Origin of the sequence: Roseburia sp. AF25-13LB, assembly GCF_003478915.1 — a bacterium.
GTDB classification, from domain to species: domain Bacteria; phylum Bacillota; class Clostridia; order Lachnospirales; family Lachnospiraceae; genus Roseburia_C; species Roseburia_C amylophila.
The window spans coordinates 119427-137183 of the sequence record NZ_QUFO01000009.1 but is presented as its reverse complement, the minus strand read 5'-3'; the positions used below and the strand labels follow the sequence as shown (position 1 = coordinate 137183).

Here is a 17757-nt window from a genome sequence, read left to right as displayed (position 1 = left end):
CGGATCTGTGAGGGGCTAAGATTGAGAGGTCTTAGTCTACTCGACTGATGGAGAAAAAATCATTCATGCCCTATGTTATATAGTTTTTGTATGTTTTCAGGAAGACTCCTTTATATAGTTCGTTTTGCCTTCCTGATAATGTTCTTACACATAGACGTGTAAGGAATGTTATTCCTTGATTTTTTTCATACGCCAAATTCATGAAGTCGATGAAGATAATCTTGATGTCAGGAGTGCCATTCAGTTCAATGATTCTATCGATATATTTTGCTCTCGTGATTGTTTTTATATAGGCACCCACTTTCAAAAACACAAATTTTTTTATTTTTTGAAAGTGGAAACTATGTAAAGGCAACCCGAAGGCTGCCCGGACATCAAAGCCTATAGAAACGCTCAGAGGCTGTTTTACAGTGGGGAAAAAGAAAAAATATCAAAAAATTGATGATTAATGGTGAGCTTGTGATAGAATGAAAAAAGAGAAAAGCAGAAAGGATGTAGTTGTGGAGAATATTTGTTATGATTAGAAAGTTGCTGAACGGAGATATCGATAGAGTTGCTGACATATGGTTAAAGACAAATCTGAAAACGCATTATTTTATTTCCAATCAATACTGGAAAAGTAATTATGAATTAGTGAAAGAAATGATGTCACAATCCGAAGTCTATGTGTTTGAAGTGGATAAGATGATACAAGGATTTGTAGGACTAAATAATGAATATATTGAAGGTATTTTTGTTTCTGAAGAAATGCAGTCATGTGGCATAGGTAAGCTTTTATTGAATTATATTAAGGATAAAAAAGATAGATTACAATTAAATGTATACCAGAAGAATGCCAGAGCAATTTCTTTTTACCAAAGAGAAGGGTTCATTATTCAATGTAAAGGTTTGGATGAAGCTACTGGTGAAAAAGAATACACTATGCTATGGAAACAAAAATAGAAATCAAAATTTGACGGAGTGACAATATATGAAGTATTTATATTTGCATGGACTAGGGCAAAAACCAGACAGTTGGAATAGAGTAATAAAAGAAACGAAAGTATCGAAAAGCAGTTGCAGTTTGAGTTTATCAGAGCTGTTAGAAAGGAAATCTGCTACATATAAGGAATTATATTCAGCATTCTCATCAGAATGCGACAAGGAGAACGAAGAAATTGTCTTATGTGGGCTTTCTCTAGGAGCTGTTCTGGCACTTAATTATGCGATAGACCACCCGGATAAAGTAAAGGCACTCGTATTAATTGCAGCACAATATAAAATGCCCCGAAAATTATTGAAAGTTCAGAATATATTGTTTCATCTTATGCCGAATTCGGCATTCAATAAAATGGGCTTCAAAAAAGCAGATGTTATTAAACTATGTGGTACGATGGCTGAATTAGATTTCAGTGACTCACTGCATAAGGTGTCTTGTCCGGTATTAATCGTTTGTGGAGAGAAGGACAATGCAAACAAAAAAACTTCAAAAGAACTTTGCCATTATCTGAACAATTCCTACTTCCATGAACTTATGAAAACAGGTCATGAAGCAAACATAGAAGCCCCGGAAGAGTTGTCGATTGTGTTGCAAAGATTTTATGATAGTATCAGTTAACTTCCTGTTTGTAAGGATTGCACCATTTGCATTATATGTAAATAATCTGGAAGAAGCAAGAAATTTTTTTATGAAATATTTTGATGCAAAATCAAACGATGGATATCATAATTTTCAGACGGATTTCCGCTCTTATTTTCTTTCATTTGATGATGATACACGCATAGAGATTATGAATAAACCAGAAATGTCGGATTGTCCCAAAGAGCTTACTCGTACCGGATATGCGCACATTGCTTTTAGCGTAGGCAGCAAAGAAAAGGTTGATGCTTTGACTGCAGAGTTAAGGGCGGATGGTTATAAAGTTGTCAGCGGTCCAAGAAAGACTGGAGATGGTTATTATGAAAGTTGTATTGTTGCATTCGAAGATAACCAAATTGAAATTACAGTCTGAAAAATAGGAGGCACAAATCGGAAATGGACGAGGTTTGGAGAGATAATCAAAAAGCAGGCAATGCAGGAAGAGAGGGAAAACCTTGAATCCTGCATTTTTTATACGCACTAAACCAGGAGTAGAGTGCAAAAATATCGAAATTCATATAGAATAAAGGTATCAAAATATCAGGGAGGAGAAGAAGTCCGGCAAACGGACGAGGATGGGTATGGATAAAGAAAAAACAGGCGAATATATCAGAAACCTTCGGAAAAAGAAAGGCTGGACACAAATGCAGCTTGCAGAACAGCTTCATATTTCAGACAAAGCAGTTTCGAAATGGGAGCGCGGAATCTCATTTCCAGATATTGAATTAATGGAGGAGCTGGCACAGGTATTTCAGGTGGATGTTGCTGATATTATCCGGGGAGAAGAGGCTGGCAGGGCAGAGCATACGGTAAATGAGCTGGTAAAAGATACTATAGATATTGCAAAGAGGGAGAAAAAAAGACAGATACGAAAGTACCGGTGGGTGTTGTGTATTCTGTTTGTGCTATTTGGAGTTTTAATCGGATACAGTGTAGAGAACATTCAGAAAAATTATATTTTAGAATATCATTTATGCATGAATGCAGTGGTTGAATCGAAGGGTGAGGTGATTTATGTAAGAGAGACAGATGCAAATGGAAAAAATCCCGGAAAGGTATATCGTCTGGCGCAAGATGATGCAATCCCGGTAACATTACCGGATGGAAGTGCCGGAAGTTTTAAAGATATTAAAGAAGGACAACATATTCAAATCTGGTATTTGGGACACCGGGTATTATGGAAAAATGCATGGATACCGGGCGTAGAGGAAGTAGAGATTACAAAGGAGGTTAAAAAAGCTGTATAGAATAAAAAAAGTAATTTGTTGTGTGATAGTATTGGCAATATTGGGGAGTATGCCAGTAAATGCAAAAGAAGTATTACAGAATGAAAATGAGGCATGGAGTCCTTTGCAGAGATTACCTGCGTGCACAAAAGGAACCCATTTCCAAGGGTTTTTTTATGCATATAGGAATTGATGATTTCGGAGCAATCAATAGTTCCAGAGGAGCGGATTATGGTAACCATATCTTAAAAAGTGTTGCCGACTGCATGGAGAGCTGTCTTTCTGATAATCAAAAGCTTTACCATCTGGTTGCGGACCAGTATGTGATCGTGGATCTGGAAGCTTCTTCCTCCGAAGACGCTGTGGTACTGAAAGAAAAGATCACAGATAAACTTCATAATTTCATAGTAGCCGAAAATTATGAAGCTATATTTTCTATTTCTATTGGTGTTATAGATGCAGCAACATTTTGTGAGGGAACCGAAGAATGCCGCAAAAAGTTTGAATTTGCCTTGAAACAGGCAAAAAGCATGGCTAAAAATGGATTCTATATTTTTGACCAGGATGACTATGAGGTCTTTTTACGACATGATAACGGAAGAAGGGCGGGAGTTTGTTTCACCGATAGAGTTTATCCCATTATTGGAAGAGACCGGAATGCTTATGTGTTGAAATGACAGAAAGCGGATTTATGGATATGACACCTTCGTTCTGTAAATTTCGTAAAACTCTGGACAAGAACGGAATTCCCTTTGTGGTCGATGATTTTGGAACAGGATATTCGAATCTTCATTGTATCCGTGATATGAATCCAAGTTACGTGAAAATGGATAGGGATTTTACTGCCAAGGCGATGAACAGTGCGAGGGATTATGAATTATATAAAAATATCATCCCAATGGTACATAGTATTAACGTCAGGATATGCGCAGAAGGCATTGAGGAAAAAGAATGGCTTCTGAAAATGAAAGAAATGAAGGTTGATTATCTGCAGGGATATTATTTTGGAAGACCATGTGGAAAGAAACAGTTTCTACAGCAATATATCAGTGGCACCAATGTTAAATAAAGAGAGTAAGGCAGACTCAGATATGTGGGGCTGCCTTATTTTATGGCCTTATCAGAAGGATGAGTTCCTAACGGCTTGTCTGAGTCTCTCCAGGTCATCTGCATCAGGGTGAGACAATGCACAGTCAAAATTCTGGATCAATACATCAAGATTTGCCGGATGATCGGGAGCATCCTTCATTTTCAAGTAGCGTTCCCGGACAGACTGTGGCATTCTGCCCTGACACATATACTCTCCGACGATAACATTACTTGCATCAACGAACTGCTTAACCTGATTCAGGATTTTCCGGAAATAGATATCACTGCCACCAAAGCCAGCAGTTCCAAACAGAAAAATCTGTTTATTCTTTAGCTGTGATAATAGTTGTAATGTCTTGGTATCGGCATTCCCCTTGTCTGTCCAAAATCCGATATAGAGCAGTTCGGAAGAAGGAATCACTGTGTCGGACACACCGAAATACTCACATTCATCCTGAGGTAATGCCTCGTGGATCGCATCAGCCAGCACCTTGGTATTACCTGTTAAGCTGCTATAAACGATGGAATATTTTTTATTTTTCATATCATGTTGTCTCCTTTCATAGGATCATGAAATTATCATATCGCATTCCTATTTTAGTTCGGAAAGCATGATTTGTCCAATGAATTTTCCATAAACATTTTACAGAGCGAAATGGATAGTTGCTTTTCCTGCCGTTTGTGATAAACTTGTTCATAAGTGAGGGAAAAATCATGGACAGAACTCCGATAAGGGAATAAAAGCCGGGCTGTCCCGGTATCATTTAATGAGCTAGAAAAGTTGACAGAAGAGAAATATACAATCCGAAAGTATAAAAGAATTTTATTTTATGTGGTGATATGTGTGCTGCTTGCGGCATTCCTTTTGGGACAATATATTTACCCAAGTGAAAGGGAAACGGTCACGGAGGAAAGCATTACTTATACCGGAACCTTTTACCGGGTGCTGGCAGACGGAACCAAAGAGGAAATCCCGGTTCCGGGCAAATGTGATGTGCCTGCCGGAGAGCCTCTGGTCATCCGGTCAGTGCTCCCACAGGATTATCATGAAAATACGATCGCCATCAGGTCCTCTCTGGAGAATGTGCGCATTTACATCGGTGGGGAACTGAGGGCGTTGTATGATACGGAGAATACCAGACCTTTTGGGAAAAATTCTGCCAGTGGGTATGTGTTCTGCGAGACATCCGGCGAGGATGCGGGGCAGGAAGTGCGGATTGAACTGCAGTCCTTTACCGACAAGTATTCCGGTGTCGTCAACACGGTATATTGTGGGGACAAATCAGATATCTGGGCATATATACTCCACTGCTATTTTATGGTAACTTTGATCGCCTGCACCATGCTGTTTGCCGGACTGGTCGTGCTGATCATCAGTCTGGTGCTTGATATTATATATAAGACGAGATTTGATCTGGAGTACCTGGGATGGTGCATGATTCTGGGAGCAGTGTGGATGCTGGGAGAATCGAAGCTGCGCCAGCTGTTCGTTTCCAATGCTTCTATTCTGTCGAATATGTGCTTCTTCGTTGTGATGCTCTGCCCGGTTCCGCTCATGTTCTATATTGACAGTGTGCAGCAGGGAAGGTACCGGAAGGCCTATCATGTGGCAGAGTGTATCACCTGTGTGAACTTTGTACTATGCACGTCCTTACAGCTACTGAATATCGCAGATTTTATCTCGACAATGTTCTTGTCCCACCTAGTGATTGCAGGAACGTTCCTGACAATATTTATCACCATTTGCCGGGATCTCATCAAGGGAACGGCGAAACATTACAAGCTTCCGCTGATCGGACTGGTAGTTGCCATGATTGCAGTCATGCTGGAGGTGACAGAGGTGTATCGAGTGGTGTCAATGTCAGGGATTTTTATCGCAACCGGACTGGTGGTCCTGCTGGTCGTTACGCTGATCCAGACAATGGACCGCATCCGCGAGCTGGAGCTGGCCAGGCAGAGAGAGGCCAGGGAAAGCCTGGATTATCTGACGGGTCTTCCTATGCGTCATAAGGGTGAAAAGCTGATCCTTGAGAAAATGCAGGAGCATGATGGCTGTCTGGGATTTGTCGATATGGATAATCTTAAGAAGATCAACGATGTCTATGGACATAAGGCGGGGGATTGTGCTCTCAGGCTGGTAGGAGCAATGCTCACAGAGTGCATGGAGAACGCAGTGGTCTGCCGGCTGGGAGGAGATGAATTCCTGTTCTATCTGCCGGAGGCATCAGAAGAAGAGATGAACATGCGGATGAGAAAGCTGTTTGAAAGCTTTGGTGCGGCAAAAAATCTCACGGCAGAGACTTCACCGGCATCCCTGTCCTGCGGTCTGTGCATGTGCAGACAGGGAGGAAACTTTGAAGAATATTATATAAGAGCGGACAAGACATTGTATTATGTCAAACAGAATGGTAAGAACAGTTACCGGTTTTATGAGGAGCTTGAGGAACAGCAGACGGATGCATAGGCCAGAAAAAATGACCTGGAGGTAATCGCCGGAGCATCATCCTTGCGTGAAGCCATCAAACGATTCTGGACCTTCCGTGTTCCATGGGGATGGACATACATGTGGTGAGCATGGATGTGGAAACCATAGCTGTCATTAAGAAGAATAAAAAATACAACACGAAAGGATGTGTCAAGGTAATGCAAGAATTATCGTGATACATCCTTTTGTATTTGGATTGATTATTTTTCTTTCCCTGCTTGTCGGAAGTAATGGATGGAATGTATAATATTGTTAATGATTCAGAGATATTTATTTTGGAAACAGATTAATCAATTTGGAGGAATAAAATATGTTAGAAGTAGGAAAAAAAGCACCGGACTTTGAATTGCCGGATCAGAATGGAAAAATGCATAAATTAAGCGATTATGCAGGAAAAAAAGTGGTCCTATATTTTTATCCAAAGGATAATACACCAGGATGTACGAAGCAGGCATGTGGCTTTTCTGAGCGTTATCCACAGTTTACTGAGAAGGGAGCTGTTATTCTCGGAGTAAGCAAGGACTCTGTAGCGTCTCACAAGAGATTTGAAGAAAAATACGGACTGGCATTTACGCTATTAGCAGATCCGGAGCGTAAAGTTATTGAAGCATATGATGTCTGGAAAGAAAAGAAAAATTATGGAAAAGTATCTATGGGTGTAGTAAGAACTACATATCTTATTGATGAGCAGGGAATCATTATAAAGGCAAATGATAAAGTCAAGGCGGCAGATGATCCTGAAAATATGCTTAAGGAATTGGCATAATGAAGATTATTTTATCACCTGCAAAAAAGATGATTGTAGATACCGATAACTTAGCACCGGTTGAACTGCCTGTCTATATTGATAAGACAGAAGAAGTATTAAACTGGATGAAAAGCAAATCAAAAGAAGAACTGAAAGCTATCTGGAAATGTAATGACAAGATTGCAGAGCAGAACTTTAACAGATTGGAAAATATGGATCTTTATAACAGGCTTACTCCGGCTGTTTTAGCATATGAAGGGATTGCATTTCAATATATGGCACCATCTGTGTTTGAAAACCAGCAGTTTGAGTATTTGCAAAATCATTTAAGAATCTTGTCTGCGTTTTATGGCATTTTAAAACCAATGGATGGTGTGACTCCTTATCGTCTTGAAATGCAGGCAAAGGTTGGAATTGGAGATGCAAAAAATCTGTATGAGTACTGGGGAGAATTATTATACCGCTCAGTAATCGATGACAGTAGGATTATCATTAATCTTGCATCAAAAGAATACTCAAAATGTATAGAAAAGTATCTGACACCACAGGACAGATATATTACGATTGTATTTTGTGAGTTATCCGGAGATAAATTGGTAACAAAAGGTACCTATGCCAAGATGGCTCGTGGTGAAATGGTCAGATTCATAGCGGAAAATAATATTGAAAATCCGATGGAGATTCAGAAATTTGACAGACTCGGATATTCGTTTAGGTCTGATTTATCTTCAGATTCAGAATATGTATTTGAACGCAAAATAAAATAGTTATTCAGGTAAAAGATGCTCAGTTTGGCATCTTTTATAATAATGAGAATTATTACTATTTTTTTATTGACAACAGGATAATAGTGACATATAATCCTTATTAAGAACTAATCCTAATAAGGAGGACAAATGACAAGTAGGAGAAATACCATTCAAAAAGATCTTGTAAGAAATGCCGTATACGAAATGAGAAGACACGTTACGGCAAATGAAGTGTATGAATTTATAAAAGAAGCATATCCAACAATTGGAAAAGGAACTGTATATAGAAATCTTGATATATTGGTAGAGGAAGGTGCATTAAGAAAGGTTGAAGTTCCGGATGGACCGAACCGATTTGATTTTACATTGAAAAATCATTACCATGTAAGATGTATAAAGTGCGGTGAAATTTTTGATGTGGATATGGATCAAATACCGGATTTGCTGGAAAGAATTCATAACACTCATGGAATTGAATTTGTGGATTATGATATTTCATTTAAAGGCATTTGCCCGAAATGCAGGGAGAAAAAGTTGTAAAGAAAATGGAGGTAAAAGAGATGGCAGCAAACAAATATGCAGGAACACAGACAGAGAAGAATTTACAGGAGGCATTTGCAGGGGAATCACAGGCAAGAAATAAGTATACCTATTTTGCTTCTGTAGCGAAAAAGGAAGGTTACGAGCAGATGTCAGCATTGTTTTTAAAGACTGCAGATAATGAGAAAGAACATGCAAAGATGTGGTTCAAGGAATTAACAGGAATTGGTGATACAAAGGAAAACCTGGCGGCAGCGGCAGAAGGCGAAAATTATGAGTGGACAGATATGTATGAAGGCTTTGCTAAAACAGCTGAGGAAGAAGGATTCCCTGAGCTTGCAGCAAAATTCAGGGCAGTAGGTGAGATTGAGAAGCATCATGAGGAAAGATATCGTGCACTTCTTAAGAATATTGAAACTGCACAGGTATTTGAAAAGAGCGAAGTTAAGGTATGGGAATGCCGTAACTGCGGACATATTGTGGTAGGAACTAAGGCGCCTGAAGTATGTCCGGTATGTAATCATCCACAGAGCTATTTTGAAGTACATGAAGAGAATTATTAAGGAGATGAGATTATTACGAAGAAGAAAGTGATTAATTCAAAAAAAGCAGTAATGATAGGCTGTGGCTTTGTTGGTTCTGCATCGGTATTTGCTCTGATGCAGAGTGGCTTGTTTACAGAGATTGTCCTTATCGATGCAGATAAGAACAAGGCAGAAGGAGAAGCGATGGATATCAGTCATGGTATTCCATTTGCGAGTCCGATGAAAATATATGCCGGAGATTATGATGATGTGGCTGATGCTGCAATTGTTGTCATATCTGCCGGAGCGGGACAGAAACCGGGAGAGACAAGGCTTGATCTCGTAAATAAAAATGTAGCAATATTTAAGTCAATCATTCCTGAAATAGCAAAGAGAAATTTTGCAGGTATCATGCTTGTAGTTGCGAATCCGGTAGATATCCTGACTCAGGTAGCCATAAAGTTATCAGGACTTCCAGAAAACAGGGTTATTGGATCGGGTACTGTGTTAGATAGTGCCAGATTAAGATATAAGCTTGGTGAGCATTTATCTGTGGACAGCAGGAGTGTTCATGCATTTATAGTAGGTGAGCATGGAGACAGCGAAGTTGTAGCATGGTCATCAGCCAATGTATCTGGTGTTCCATTAAGTGAAATGTGTGAAATGCGTGGACATTACAAGCACAAGGAAAACACGGCAGAAATAGCTACAGCAGTCAAGAACAGTGCTTATGAGATTATAAACAAAAAGCACGCTACATATTATGGAATTGCAATGTCTGTAAAAAGAATCTGCGAAGTGATTATGAGAGATGAAAAATCAATACTTCCTGTATCACACATGATGCATGGAGTATATGATATTGACGGAGTATCGTTAAGTATGCCAGCTATTGTAGGTGCAGATGGTATTGAGTCTGATATACCTATTAATTTAAGTGGAGAGGAAGCGTTAAAGCTTAAGGAATCTGCAGATTCATTGAAAAAGATTATGGAGACAATTGAATTATAAATTTTACACATGGAAGGAGAAAAAGGCATGGAAGTAAGATATTATATTTGTAAGCATTGTGGAAACATTGTTGAAAAGGTAAAGGATAAGGGTGTACCTGTAATTTGTTGCGGAGAACCTATGCAGGAATTAAAAGCCGGAGTGACAGATGCTGCTGTCGAGAAGCATGTACCTGTATATACGATAGAAGGCAGTCATGTTCATGTCGTGGTCGGAGAGACAAAACATCCAATGCTTGAAGAGCATTTCATTGAGTGGATTACATTAAATACAAACCAGGGAATATACAGAAAACAGTTAAATCCAGGGCAGGAGCCGGTAGCAGATTTTTGTCTTTGCGATGGTGAACAGGTAGAAGAAGTATATGCATATTGTAACCTGCATGGATTATGGAAATGCTAAAAGCATTTATACATATTAAGGTTACAGAACAACACAAATATAACAGTAATATAGGCTGTGTATTAATATATTTACAAAGAGGAACAACGAATGAAATACGTATGTGATGTTTGCGGATGGGAATATGATGAGGAGAAAGGATATCCAGAAGGTGGTATTGCACCTGGTACAAAGTGGGAGGATATTCCGGAAGATTTTGAATGTCCGTTATGCTCTGTAGGAAAAGACCAGTTCTCAGAAGCATAAATGTATTATGATAGGATTATACCAATGAAAGAAGAACTAAGTATAGATATCATCGGACTTGCAGGAGCCTGTTCTTATGCTTTGGACTGTATAGAAGCAGAGTTGGTGAATATCAAAAACAAACATGGAAAAAGAGTGGCTTATATAAGTATATGCATGGCTGAATATTGGAAAATTCAAGGTGATGAATTACAAGATTTAGCCATGTGTGCTTTACTGCATGATAATGCTTTGACACAATATATTTCGGAAGAACTGAAAAAGGATTCCGTTATTCATTGTAAAAAAGATTTATCCGAGAAAAAGACAAATCTTCATTGTATTTATGGTGAAAAAAATATTACTAAAATTCCATTTAAAACAGATGTGTCAAATGTGATTTTGTATCATCATGAACATGCCGATGGAACTGGTCCTTTTCAAAAAAAGTGGAATGAAATTCCATTGTTTGCAAGGATTATTCATCTTGCAGATACCATTGATATTATAGGAAATAACACGGGATCTGGAAATAACAGTTGGAATTTTATATGTCAGTACCTTTTAAAAAATAGGGATGGATTATTCGATTCAGAATGTGTGAATGCCTTTTTTCATGCATTCACACATTCTGAATCATTTATATGTTTAAGTGATAATTCTTTTGAAATGAAGCTATGGGAGATTATCCCAAGACAAAAACGGGTTTTTGATTGGAAAACGTGTAAAAATGTCGCAGATTTTTTTGCAAAGATTGTAGATTATAAATCTTCTTTTACAAGCAGACATTCTATAGGAGTGGCTGAAAAAGCAGCTTTTTTTGCTCAATATATCGGATATGATTCTATTAATGTGCAAAAAATTTATCTGGCTGGTGCACTGCATGATATTGGGAAGATGGCAGTAGGCAATGAAATTTTGGAAAAACCGGATAAGCTTACGGATGATGAATTTTCAAAAATGAAGAATCATGCTGGCTATACATACCTTATATTATCAGAGGTTAATGATTTTGAAGAAATACGAGACTGGGCAGCTTTCCATCATGAAAAATTAAATGGAAAAGGGTATCCTTTTGGAAAAACCGCAGCTGAATTAAATGAGCCGGAACGTATTATGGCATGTATTGATATTTATCAGGCATTAACCGAGGACAGACCATATAAGAAAGGTTTATCGCACGAAAAAACGTGTGAGATGCTCGATGACATGGCACAGAAAGGTTTTGTTGATTCTGATATTTCCAAGAAAATTAGGGAATGTTTTGGTGGAATCTATTAATTATAAGAAGATATTTACACAGAAAGTTCAACATCAGGAATTTATACATAAACTTGATGAATTTATGGAATATCACAATGATGAGGTAGAAGATCAAGATGAACAGATTATGGGAATTTTAAAATATCTCACAGAGTGGTTAGTTAATCACATTCTGTATGTCGATGGTCAAATTCCAAAAGGCTGATATAGTAAGAAAGGCTGTTATTTTTTAGAGAGTAGCAGCTTTTTTTATTTTGAATATAAAATATGACATATACACTTGACAATATGCATACGTAGAAGAAACGCATCAAGTGCTTGCTAAGCGAAACTTTGTGCTGGCAGTAAGAGGAGGTATCTTTGGTGATAAACCAACTGCTTACTATGACTTTGGAGAGTGGAAAGCGACAAGATAGCTGTTTATTGGATGAAATAGGACATTTCTTCCCAAAAACAGTATGTTTATGGTATACTAGCTATTAGTAATGCGATTTCAACCGATATTACATATTATGATGAGAAATTAATACAAAGGACTATTCTTTCACAGCTTATGATGCAGGTGCAGGGCAGTGCTGCCCGGGTAAATGGTGAAGGTACCTATACGGACAGCAGAGACCATGGTAAACAGTTTTCAGTGGGCAGATTAGGTAACTTTGACAAGAGCGAGGAAACGAAAATGACGGAAAGTAAGATACTTCTGGTATTAGATAAAAAAGATTATAAGGATGGCATGCCGGTATTTGAAAGAAAGTGCGTCCGGGCAATCATAAAAAAGAATGGAAAAATTGCAGTCCAGCGCGGCAGGGCTGGGGACTGCAAAATATTAGGCGGCGGCATGAATGGTGAGGAAGATTTTGAAACGGCACTTTCCAGAGAAGTATTAGAAGAGGGCGGATTGATATTATGCCCGGGAAGTATGCAGCTGTTGGGCGAGATAGAAGAAAAACGCCGTGATTTATTTGAAACAGATAAAATATATCACTGTCACACCTATTTCTTTGCCTGCACAGTTGAGGAGAGAACAACAGAACCGCATATGACAGAAAGCGAGAAGGCAAAAGGCTATCATCTGGAATGGATGACACCGGAAGAGATTGTAAAAGCAAATGAGCCATTTTCGAAGGAACCGTGGATATATCGCGATACTGCATTTGTCAAAATGATGATGGAGGGAAATTTATGAACACAGGATATGAGGGAATCCTGCAATTTCGGGGAAAGTGGAGAGATTATCAGGAAAGAGTACTCTTACATGCACAGCAGTATTTGAAGGATGGAAAGATACATATTGTGGCAGCGCCGGGTTCCGGCAAGACTACACTTGGAATAGAACTGATTCGGAGGCTGGGAGCACCCTGCCTTATTTTTTCACCCAGCATTACCATCCGCCAGCAATGGCTGATGCGTATACATGAGGGCTTCTTAACCGAAGAGGCAGATCCGCAGGAAATATTATCCAATAATTTGAAACAGATGAAACAGATGACTGCAACGACTTATCAGGCATTGTACAGTGCCATGAAGCGGGAGCAGGGCACACTGGAAGAGGACAGCGGGGAAGCGGCAGAGGAAGATGCAGCAGCCAGTGAAGCGGTGGATGGAGTAGATGCGGCAGACAGTAAAGTGGCAGCCGGCGGAGTGACAGAAGAAGCAGATGGAGAGAAGGAAACGGAGCAGGTTGACTACCGAGATTTCGATATTTTTAAGGCAGTAAAGGAAGCCGGTATTACAACAATTTGTCTGGATGAGGCGCATCACCTTCGTAGTGAGTGGTGGAAGGCACTGGAGACTTTCTTAGATAAGCTGCCGGATGTGAAAATCATTGCATTGACAGCAACACCGCCTTATGACAGTACACCGGCACAGTGGAAGCGTTATATCGATATGTGCGGACCGATTGATGAAGAAATCTTTACACCGGAACTGGTAAGAGAAGGAAGTCTCTGCCCGCATCAGGACTATGTTTATTTTAACTGGCCGACAAGAGAAGAGGAAGCATATGTCAGGGAACATCAGAAGCGGATGCAGATGCAGGTGCAGAAAATGATGGCAGATGAGACTTTGCGAAGAATCGTATCTTCCCATCAGGGGCTTATGCATCCGGAAGAATACAGTGAGCGGTTCTTAGATAAACCGGAGTATTTTACAGCACTGCTGGTATACTGCCAGGCAAAAGGGATTCCATTTTCAGGTTATTTAAGGAAGCTCATCGGAACAAAGGGAAAGCTGCCGGGAATGGATGCACACTGGATGGAAGTGTTACTGCAGGGTGTTCTTTATGAGGACAGAGAGTCCTATACCATGATGGAAGCAGAGCGGGAAAGCCTGCTGCAGGAATTAAAAGAGGCAGGAGCCATCTACCGGAACAAGGTTGCGCTGCGGGACAATGAAGCCATTAAAAAGGTACTTATGAAAAGCCAGGGAAAGATGGAGAGCATCCATACCATTGTGCAGGCTGAGTATGAGGCACTGGAAAATGATTTACGCCTTCTGGTTCTCTGCGATTATATTAAGAAAGACAAATTGCCGGAGATTGGAAGTAAAGATACACTGGTTACAGAGCTTGGTGCAGTGCCGATTTTTGAATATTTAAGGCGGCAGAACATGACTGGAATCCGGCTGGGTGTACTGAGCGGAACAGTGATAATCGTTCCAATGGCAGTGGAAGCAAAACTGCCGGAATTGCTGGCACAGTATGGCTGCAGCGGAACGTTAAATCCACTGGGAGATATCGGATACGGACAGCTTATGATAAAAGGAAAGAGTACCCACACCGTAGCTGTTGTGACGGAGTTATTCCGCCAGGGAGAGATTCATACACTGATTGGAACCAAGTCATTGCTGGGAGAAGGCTGGGATGCACCGTGCATCAATTCCCTGATACTGGCAACTTATGTAGGGTCTTTTATGCTGAGTAACCAGATGCGTGGAAGAGCAATCCGTACCGATAGAGAGCAGCCGGATAAGACCGGAAACATCTGGCACCTTGCCTGTATTTTTCCAAAAGAGCGGGGACAGCAGAGTAATACCGATGCAGAGGGCGATTATGAAATGCTGGAACGCCGGTTTGAATCATTTTTAGGAGTATCCTGCAGGGAAGATGTAATCGAAAGCGGAATCGGTCGGCTGGACATTCCAAAGATAACATCAAAATATGAGGTAGATAAAGCAAACCGCATGATGCTTGAGCGTGCAAAGGACAGAAATGCATTGAGGCTGCGATGGAACCAGTCCTTACAGGAAGTGCGAAATCAGATGGAAATAGAACAGATAGATGAAATTGCAGCAAAAGAAATAGAAACCGGATATATCTTTATTAATGCGGTCTGCATAGAAATCATACAGGTAATACTTGCAATGCTCTTAATGAGTGGAAGAATGATGGCACAGAAGCTTGGTAATCATCCGGCTTTCCTGTTACTTGGAATTGCGCTGTTAGCCGCATTTGCCGGAATTGTCTATCAGGGGATACGTCTGTTTAAATTCAGCACCCCGGCAAGACGGATGAAACAGCTTAGCGAAGCAATGCTAGATGCATTGAGGGAATGCGGGGAATTAGAGGATGGTGCCCATTGCAGGACAGAAGTAGAATCCTTTAACGGACTTGTGGTAGGTACCTGGCTTAAAGGTGGAACCACCAGAGATAAGACAACCTATTCTGCCTGCATGGAAGAATTGTGGGGTGTTATTGATAATCCAAGATATCTTCTTATCCGGGAAAAAATCTTTGGCACATCAAGAGAGTGTTACAGTGTCCCGGAAATATTCGGAAGACAAAAGGAACGTGCCCTGATTTTTGAAAAACATATGAAAAGGGCTCTTGGACCATACCATGTGGTATATACAAGAACCCCGGAAGGACGAAAATTATTATTAAAAGAGCGGACACGCTCCTTTGTAAATCAAAACCAGAGCCTTTTGCAGGGAAAGAAAATTGCAAAAGGATATTAAGAATAATAAGAATTTTCAATTTTCGGATACTTTTTATTTACTCCAAAGAAAAAGAGGAACAGTCCTGCAACCAGTAATCCTGTACCAACGAAGAACCACAGGAAGAAGAACGGAACGGTATCTGCTTTATACATAAACCAGTCCGGAGAGAAGGTTCCCCAGATGTTAAAGAGGATATGGAAAAGCATGGAAGGATAAATGCTGCGGCTTTTCTCGCAGATAAATCCAAGAACAATTCCTACCACAAAGGCATAAACACCCTGAATCATATTCATATGGAACACACCAAAGAGCAGTGCCTGCAAGAGGTTAGCAACCCAGAAAGGCATTGCTCTTTTTGCATATTTCAAAGTCAGTCCACGGAAAATCAGTTCTTCACAGACAGGTCCAATCAGAACGGAATAGAGAACCAGAATCAGGGAAGGCTCATCCAGTCCCACCGATTCTACCAGGTTACTGTAATATTCCAGCCAGTGCGGGTTAATGGCTGCAGTAAAAGATACAATGTAATTGGTAATATACTGTAATCCTACTGCAGTAATAAGAATGCCGAAGATAACCGGAATATTAAATGGTTTCCGTACATTTTCCGGTTCTGTCTGCCGGAACTTTTTATAATACCAGTAGGCAAATATCACAAGGGCAACAGTACCGTAGGCTGCACTGACACCGGCATTAAAATTGGCGGTGGAAATAATATTTAAAAATGCATCCATACAGTCATCGATAGAAGTTGCCCCTTTGGTATAAAAACCACCCAGCAGGGCAAGCCCTACTGCCGGAATGGAGATAAGCTGCTGCAGGCCAAATGCCAGCAGAGCCGGAAGAAAACAGAACATAATTCTGCCAAATCGCTTCATGAAAAAACCTCCTCAAGTATCATCACTTTTCTTGGCACATTATAACAATTATGAAGCGAATATGCAAACTACTGAGGTACTGCCTGTTTAAAAATACATGGAAAAATGTATTTTTAAATGCAGATAAATACTCTCCGGGTACTTGTGAAATAGGCGGAATCATGCTATACTAGGCGTTATGTTGATATATTTTATGATGTTGTATGAAATATAAATTCACATAATTATAATCAGAGGAGGAATAAATATGAAGAACATGAAGAAATTTGCAGCACTTTTATTAACTGCAGCAATGACAGTAGCAATGGTAGGATGTGGCTCATCTGTAGCTGCAAACACAGTAAATTCCAAGGATGACCTTCCGGGAAAGAAAATCGGTGTTCAGCTTGGAACAACCGGAGATGCCGATGCAACAGCATATGAGGACGAAGGAAGCACCGTAGAGCGTTACAACAAAGGTTCTGATGCAATTCAGGCATTAAAGACCGGTAAAATTGATTGTGTAATCATCGACAAGCAGCCTGCAGAGGCATTTGTTGAGAAGAATGATGACTTGAAAATTTTAGATGATACCTTTGACGCAGAGGAATATGCAATCTGTATCGCAAAAGATAACACAGATTTAACAGACAAATTCAACAAAGCAATCGAAGAGTTAAAAGCAGATGGAACAATCGATACTATCATCAGCAACTATATTGGTGATGAAACAGGAGAGCATCCATATGAGACTCCGGAGGGAACAGAATATCCAAACGGAAAACTTACCATGGCAACCAATGCGCAGTTTGAGCCATACGAATATTATGATGGTGACAACGTAGTTGGTATCGATGCAGATATCGCAAAAGCAATCTGTGACAAGCTTGGTTATGATTTAGAGATTGAAGATATGGAATTTGATGCAATCATCGCAGCAGTATCTTCCGGTAAAGCAGATTTTGGTGCAGCAGGAATGACTGTAACAGAAGACCGTCTTAAGAACATTGACTTTACAGATACTTATGCAACAGCAAGCCAGGTTATTGTAGTAAGAAATAAATAATCGGTATAGGAGGAAAGA

At 39.9% G+C, this 17757-nt stretch carries 20 protein-coding genes and 2 pseudogenes; 19 read left to right on the top strand and 3 right to left on the bottom strand.

Annotated elements, in window-relative coordinates:
- Positions 1-147 precede the first annotated feature (147 nt).
- Positions 148-325: pseudogene (locus tag DWY37_RS12555) on the bottom strand (ATPase); the annotation flags it as partial.
- Positions 326-516: 191 nt separating this feature from the next.
- On the opposite strand from DWY37_RS12555, the gene DWY37_RS12550 reads away from it, so the two are divergent.
- The 6 genes from DWY37_RS12550 to DWY37_RS16160 all read left to right on the top strand — a co-directional run bounded on the left by DWY37_RS12550 (position 517) and on the right by DWY37_RS16160 (position 3913).
- The gene (locus DWY37_RS12550; RefSeq protein ID WP_118057281.1) at positions 517-942 is read left to right on the top strand and encodes a GNAT family N-acetyltransferase; all 426 of its coding nucleotides are present in this window, start codon (positions 517-519) and stop codon (positions 940-942) included.
- 28 nt (positions 943-970) lie between these two features.
- The gene (locus tag DWY37_RS12545; protein ID WP_118057282.1) at positions 971-1597 is read left to right on the top strand and encodes an alpha/beta fold hydrolase; all 627 of its coding nucleotides are present in this window, start codon (positions 971-973) and stop codon (positions 1595-1597) included.
- Positions 1581-1991 carry a VOC family protein gene (locus tag DWY37_RS12540; protein WP_118540881.1) on the top strand — a complete coding sequence of 137 codons (411 nt, stop codon included), beginning with the start codon at positions 1581-1583 and terminating at the stop codon, positions 1989-1991. The genes DWY37_RS12545 and DWY37_RS12540 overlap by 17 nt, the downstream gene beginning before the upstream one ends.
- A 208-nt stretch (positions 1992-2199) precedes the next feature.
- On the top strand, positions 2200-2865 hold the full coding sequence (locus DWY37_RS12535; protein ID WP_118087770.1) for a helix-turn-helix domain-containing protein: 666 nt from the start codon (positions 2200-2202) through the stop codon (positions 2863-2865).
- 155 nt (positions 2866-3020) lie between these two features.
- On the top strand, positions 3021-3521 hold the full coding sequence (locus DWY37_RS16165) for a diguanylate cyclase domain-containing protein (protein WP_242986108.1): 501 nt from the start codon (positions 3021-3023) through the stop codon (positions 3519-3521).
- 14 nt (positions 3522-3535) lie between these two features.
- Complete coding sequence (locus DWY37_RS16160) at positions 3536-3913, top strand: EAL domain-containing protein (RefSeq protein WP_243092111.1); 378 nt, start codon at positions 3536-3538, stop codon at positions 3911-3913.
- A gap of 51 nt (positions 3914-3964) precedes the next feature.
- Here DWY37_RS16160 and bilS read toward each other — a convergent pair whose 3' ends face one another.
- On the bottom strand, positions 3965-4477 hold the full coding sequence (gene bilS / locus DWY37_RS12525) for a flavodoxin family protein BilS (RefSeq protein ID WP_117841715.1): 513 nt from the start codon (positions 4475-4477) through the stop codon (positions 3965-3967).
- A gap of 237 nt (positions 4478-4714) precedes the next feature.
- Here bilS and DWY37_RS12520 point away from each other — a divergent pair, with 237 nt between their 5' ends.
- The 12 genes and pseudogenes from DWY37_RS12520 (at position 4715) to DWY37_RS12460 (ending at position 15834) form a co-directional block, all read left to right on the top strand.
- Positions 4715-6397 carry a GGDEF domain-containing protein gene (locus DWY37_RS12520; protein ID WP_243092110.1) on the top strand — a complete coding sequence of 561 codons (1683 nt, stop codon included), beginning with the start codon at positions 4715-4717 and terminating at the stop codon, positions 6395-6397.
- 331 nt (positions 6398-6728) lie between these two features.
- Complete coding sequence (bcp, locus tag DWY37_RS12510; protein WP_118540883.1) at positions 6729-7184, top strand: thioredoxin-dependent thiol peroxidase; 456 nt, start codon at positions 6729-6731, stop codon at positions 7182-7184.
- Entirely contained in the window at positions 7184-7933 is a 750-nt protein-coding gene (yaaA, locus tag DWY37_RS12505) for a peroxide stress protein YaaA (protein ID WP_118540885.1), read from the top strand. Before bcp ends, yaaA begins: the two co-directional genes overlap by 1 nt.
- Before the next feature lie 129 nt (positions 7934-8062).
- Positions 8063-8455 (top strand): Fur family transcriptional regulator, encoded by a 393-nt coding sequence (locus DWY37_RS12500; RefSeq protein ID WP_118540887.1) that lies wholly within the window; start codon positions 8063-8065, stop codon positions 8453-8455.
- 20 nt (positions 8456-8475) lie between these two features.
- The gene (gene rbr / locus DWY37_RS12495) at positions 8476-9018 is read left to right on the top strand and encodes a rubrerythrin (RefSeq protein WP_118540946.1); all 543 of its coding nucleotides are present in this window, start codon (positions 8476-8478) and stop codon (positions 9016-9018) included.
- 27 nt (positions 9019-9045) lie between these two features.
- The gene (locus DWY37_RS12490) at positions 9046-9990 is read left to right on the top strand and encodes an L-lactate dehydrogenase (RefSeq protein WP_117841718.1); all 945 of its coding nucleotides are present in this window, start codon (positions 9046-9048) and stop codon (positions 9988-9990) included.
- 27 nt (positions 9991-10017) lie between these two features.
- Complete coding sequence (locus DWY37_RS12485) at positions 10018-10392, top strand: desulfoferrodoxin family protein (RefSeq protein ID WP_023920586.1); 375 nt, start codon at positions 10018-10020, stop codon at positions 10390-10392.
- Between the two features lie 90 nt (positions 10393-10482).
- Positions 10483-10638, top strand: coding sequence for a rubredoxin (locus DWY37_RS12480; protein ID WP_012740305.1), 156 nt, complete (start codon positions 10483-10485; stop codon positions 10636-10638).
- The gene (locus tag DWY37_RS12475; RefSeq protein WP_199650057.1) at positions 10639-11898 is read left to right on the top strand and encodes an HD domain-containing phosphohydrolase; all 1260 of its coding nucleotides are present in this window, start codon (positions 10639-10641) and stop codon (positions 11896-11898) included.
- Positions 11885-12085 (top strand): annotated as a pseudogene (locus DWY37_RS16415) (bacteriohemerythrin); the annotation flags it as partial. The gene DWY37_RS12475 and the pseudogene DWY37_RS16415, both read left to right, overlap by 14 nt.
- A gap of 348 nt (positions 12086-12433) precedes the next feature.
- A complete protein-coding gene (locus tag DWY37_RS12465) occupies positions 12434-13066 on the top strand; it encodes an NUDIX domain-containing protein (RefSeq protein ID WP_242986113.1) in 633 nt (210 codons plus the stop codon).
- Positions 13063-15834 carry a DEAD/DEAH box helicase family protein gene (locus DWY37_RS12460; RefSeq protein WP_118544544.1) on the top strand — a complete coding sequence of 924 codons (2772 nt, stop codon included), beginning with the start codon at positions 13063-13065 and terminating at the stop codon, positions 15832-15834. The genes DWY37_RS12465 and DWY37_RS12460 overlap by 4 nt, the downstream gene beginning before the upstream one ends.
- On the opposite strand, the gene DWY37_RS12455 is transcribed toward DWY37_RS12460, so the two are convergent.
- Complete coding sequence (locus DWY37_RS12455; protein ID WP_118540889.1) at positions 15831-16694, bottom strand: type II CAAX endopeptidase family protein; 864 nt, start codon at positions 16692-16694, stop codon at positions 15831-15833. The genes DWY37_RS12460 and DWY37_RS12455 overlap by 4 nt on opposite strands.
- A 247-nt stretch (positions 16695-16941) precedes the next feature.
- On the opposite strand from DWY37_RS12455, the gene DWY37_RS12450 reads away from it, so the two are divergent.
- Positions 16942-17739 (top strand): transporter substrate-binding domain-containing protein, encoded by a 798-nt coding sequence (locus DWY37_RS12450; protein WP_117697968.1) that lies wholly within the window; start codon positions 16942-16944, stop codon positions 17737-17739.
- The last annotated feature ends 18 nt before the right edge of the window (positions 17740-17757 follow it).

Bases quoted from the DNA above. Each gene is read 5' to 3' on its own strand.
- DWY37_RS12550 (WP_118057281.1), top strand. From the start codon at position 517: ATGATTAGAAAGTTGCTGAACGGAGATATCGATAGAGTTGCTGACATA.
- DWY37_RS12545 (WP_118057282.1), top strand. From the start codon at position 971: ATGAAGTATTTATATTTGCATGGACTAGGGCAAAAACCAGACAGTTGG.
- DWY37_RS12540 (WP_118540881.1), top strand. From the start codon at position 1,581: ATGATAGTATCAGTTAACTTCCTGTTTGTAAGGATTGCACCATTTGCA.
- DWY37_RS12535 (WP_118087770.1), top strand. From the start codon at position 2,200: ATGGATAAAGAAAAAACAGGCGAATATATCAGAAACCTTCGGAAAAAG.
- DWY37_RS16165 (WP_242986108.1), top strand. From the start codon at position 3,021: ATGCATATAGGAATTGATGATTTCGGAGCAATCAATAGTTCCAGAGGA.
- DWY37_RS16160 (WP_243092111.1), top strand. From the start codon at position 3,536: ATGGATATGACACCTTCGTTCTGTAAATTTCGTAAAACTCTGGACAAG.
- bilS (WP_117841715.1), bottom strand. From the start codon at position 4,477: ATGAAAAATAAAAAATATTCCATCGTTTATAGCAGCTTAACAGGTAAT.
- bcp (WP_118540883.1), top strand. From the start codon at position 6,729: ATGTTAGAAGTAGGAAAAAAAGCACCGGACTTTGAATTGCCGGATCAG.
- yaaA (WP_118540885.1), top strand. From the start codon at position 7,184: ATGAAGATTATTTTATCACCTGCAAAAAAGATGATTGTAGATACCGAT.
- DWY37_RS12500 (WP_118540887.1), top strand. From the start codon at position 8,063: ATGACAAGTAGGAGAAATACCATTCAAAAAGATCTTGTAAGAAATGCC.
- rbr (WP_118540946.1), top strand. From the start codon at position 8,476: ATGGCAGCAAACAAATATGCAGGAACACAGACAGAGAAGAATTTACAG.
- DWY37_RS12485 (WP_023920586.1), top strand. From the start codon at position 10,018: ATGGAAGTAAGATATTATATTTGTAAGCATTGTGGAAACATTGTTGAA.
- DWY37_RS12480 (WP_012740305.1), top strand. From the start codon at position 10,483: ATGAAATACGTATGTGATGTTTGCGGATGGGAATATGATGAGGAGAAA.
- DWY37_RS12475 (WP_199650057.1), top strand. From the start codon at position 10,639: ATGTATTATGATAGGATTATACCAATGAAAGAAGAACTAAGTATAGAT.
- DWY37_RS12465 (WP_242986113.1), top strand. From the start codon at position 12,434: ATGATGCAGGTGCAGGGCAGTGCTGCCCGGGTAAATGGTGAAGGTACC.
- DWY37_RS12460 (WP_118544544.1), top strand. From the start codon at position 13,063: ATGAACACAGGATATGAGGGAATCCTGCAATTTCGGGGAAAGTGGAGA.
- DWY37_RS12455 (WP_118540889.1), bottom strand. From the start codon at position 16,694: ATGAAGCGATTTGGCAGAATTATGTTCTGTTTTCTTCCGGCTCTGCTG.
- DWY37_RS12450 (WP_117697968.1), top strand. From the start codon at position 16,942: ATGAAGAACATGAAGAAATTTGCAGCACTTTTATTAACTGCAGCAATG.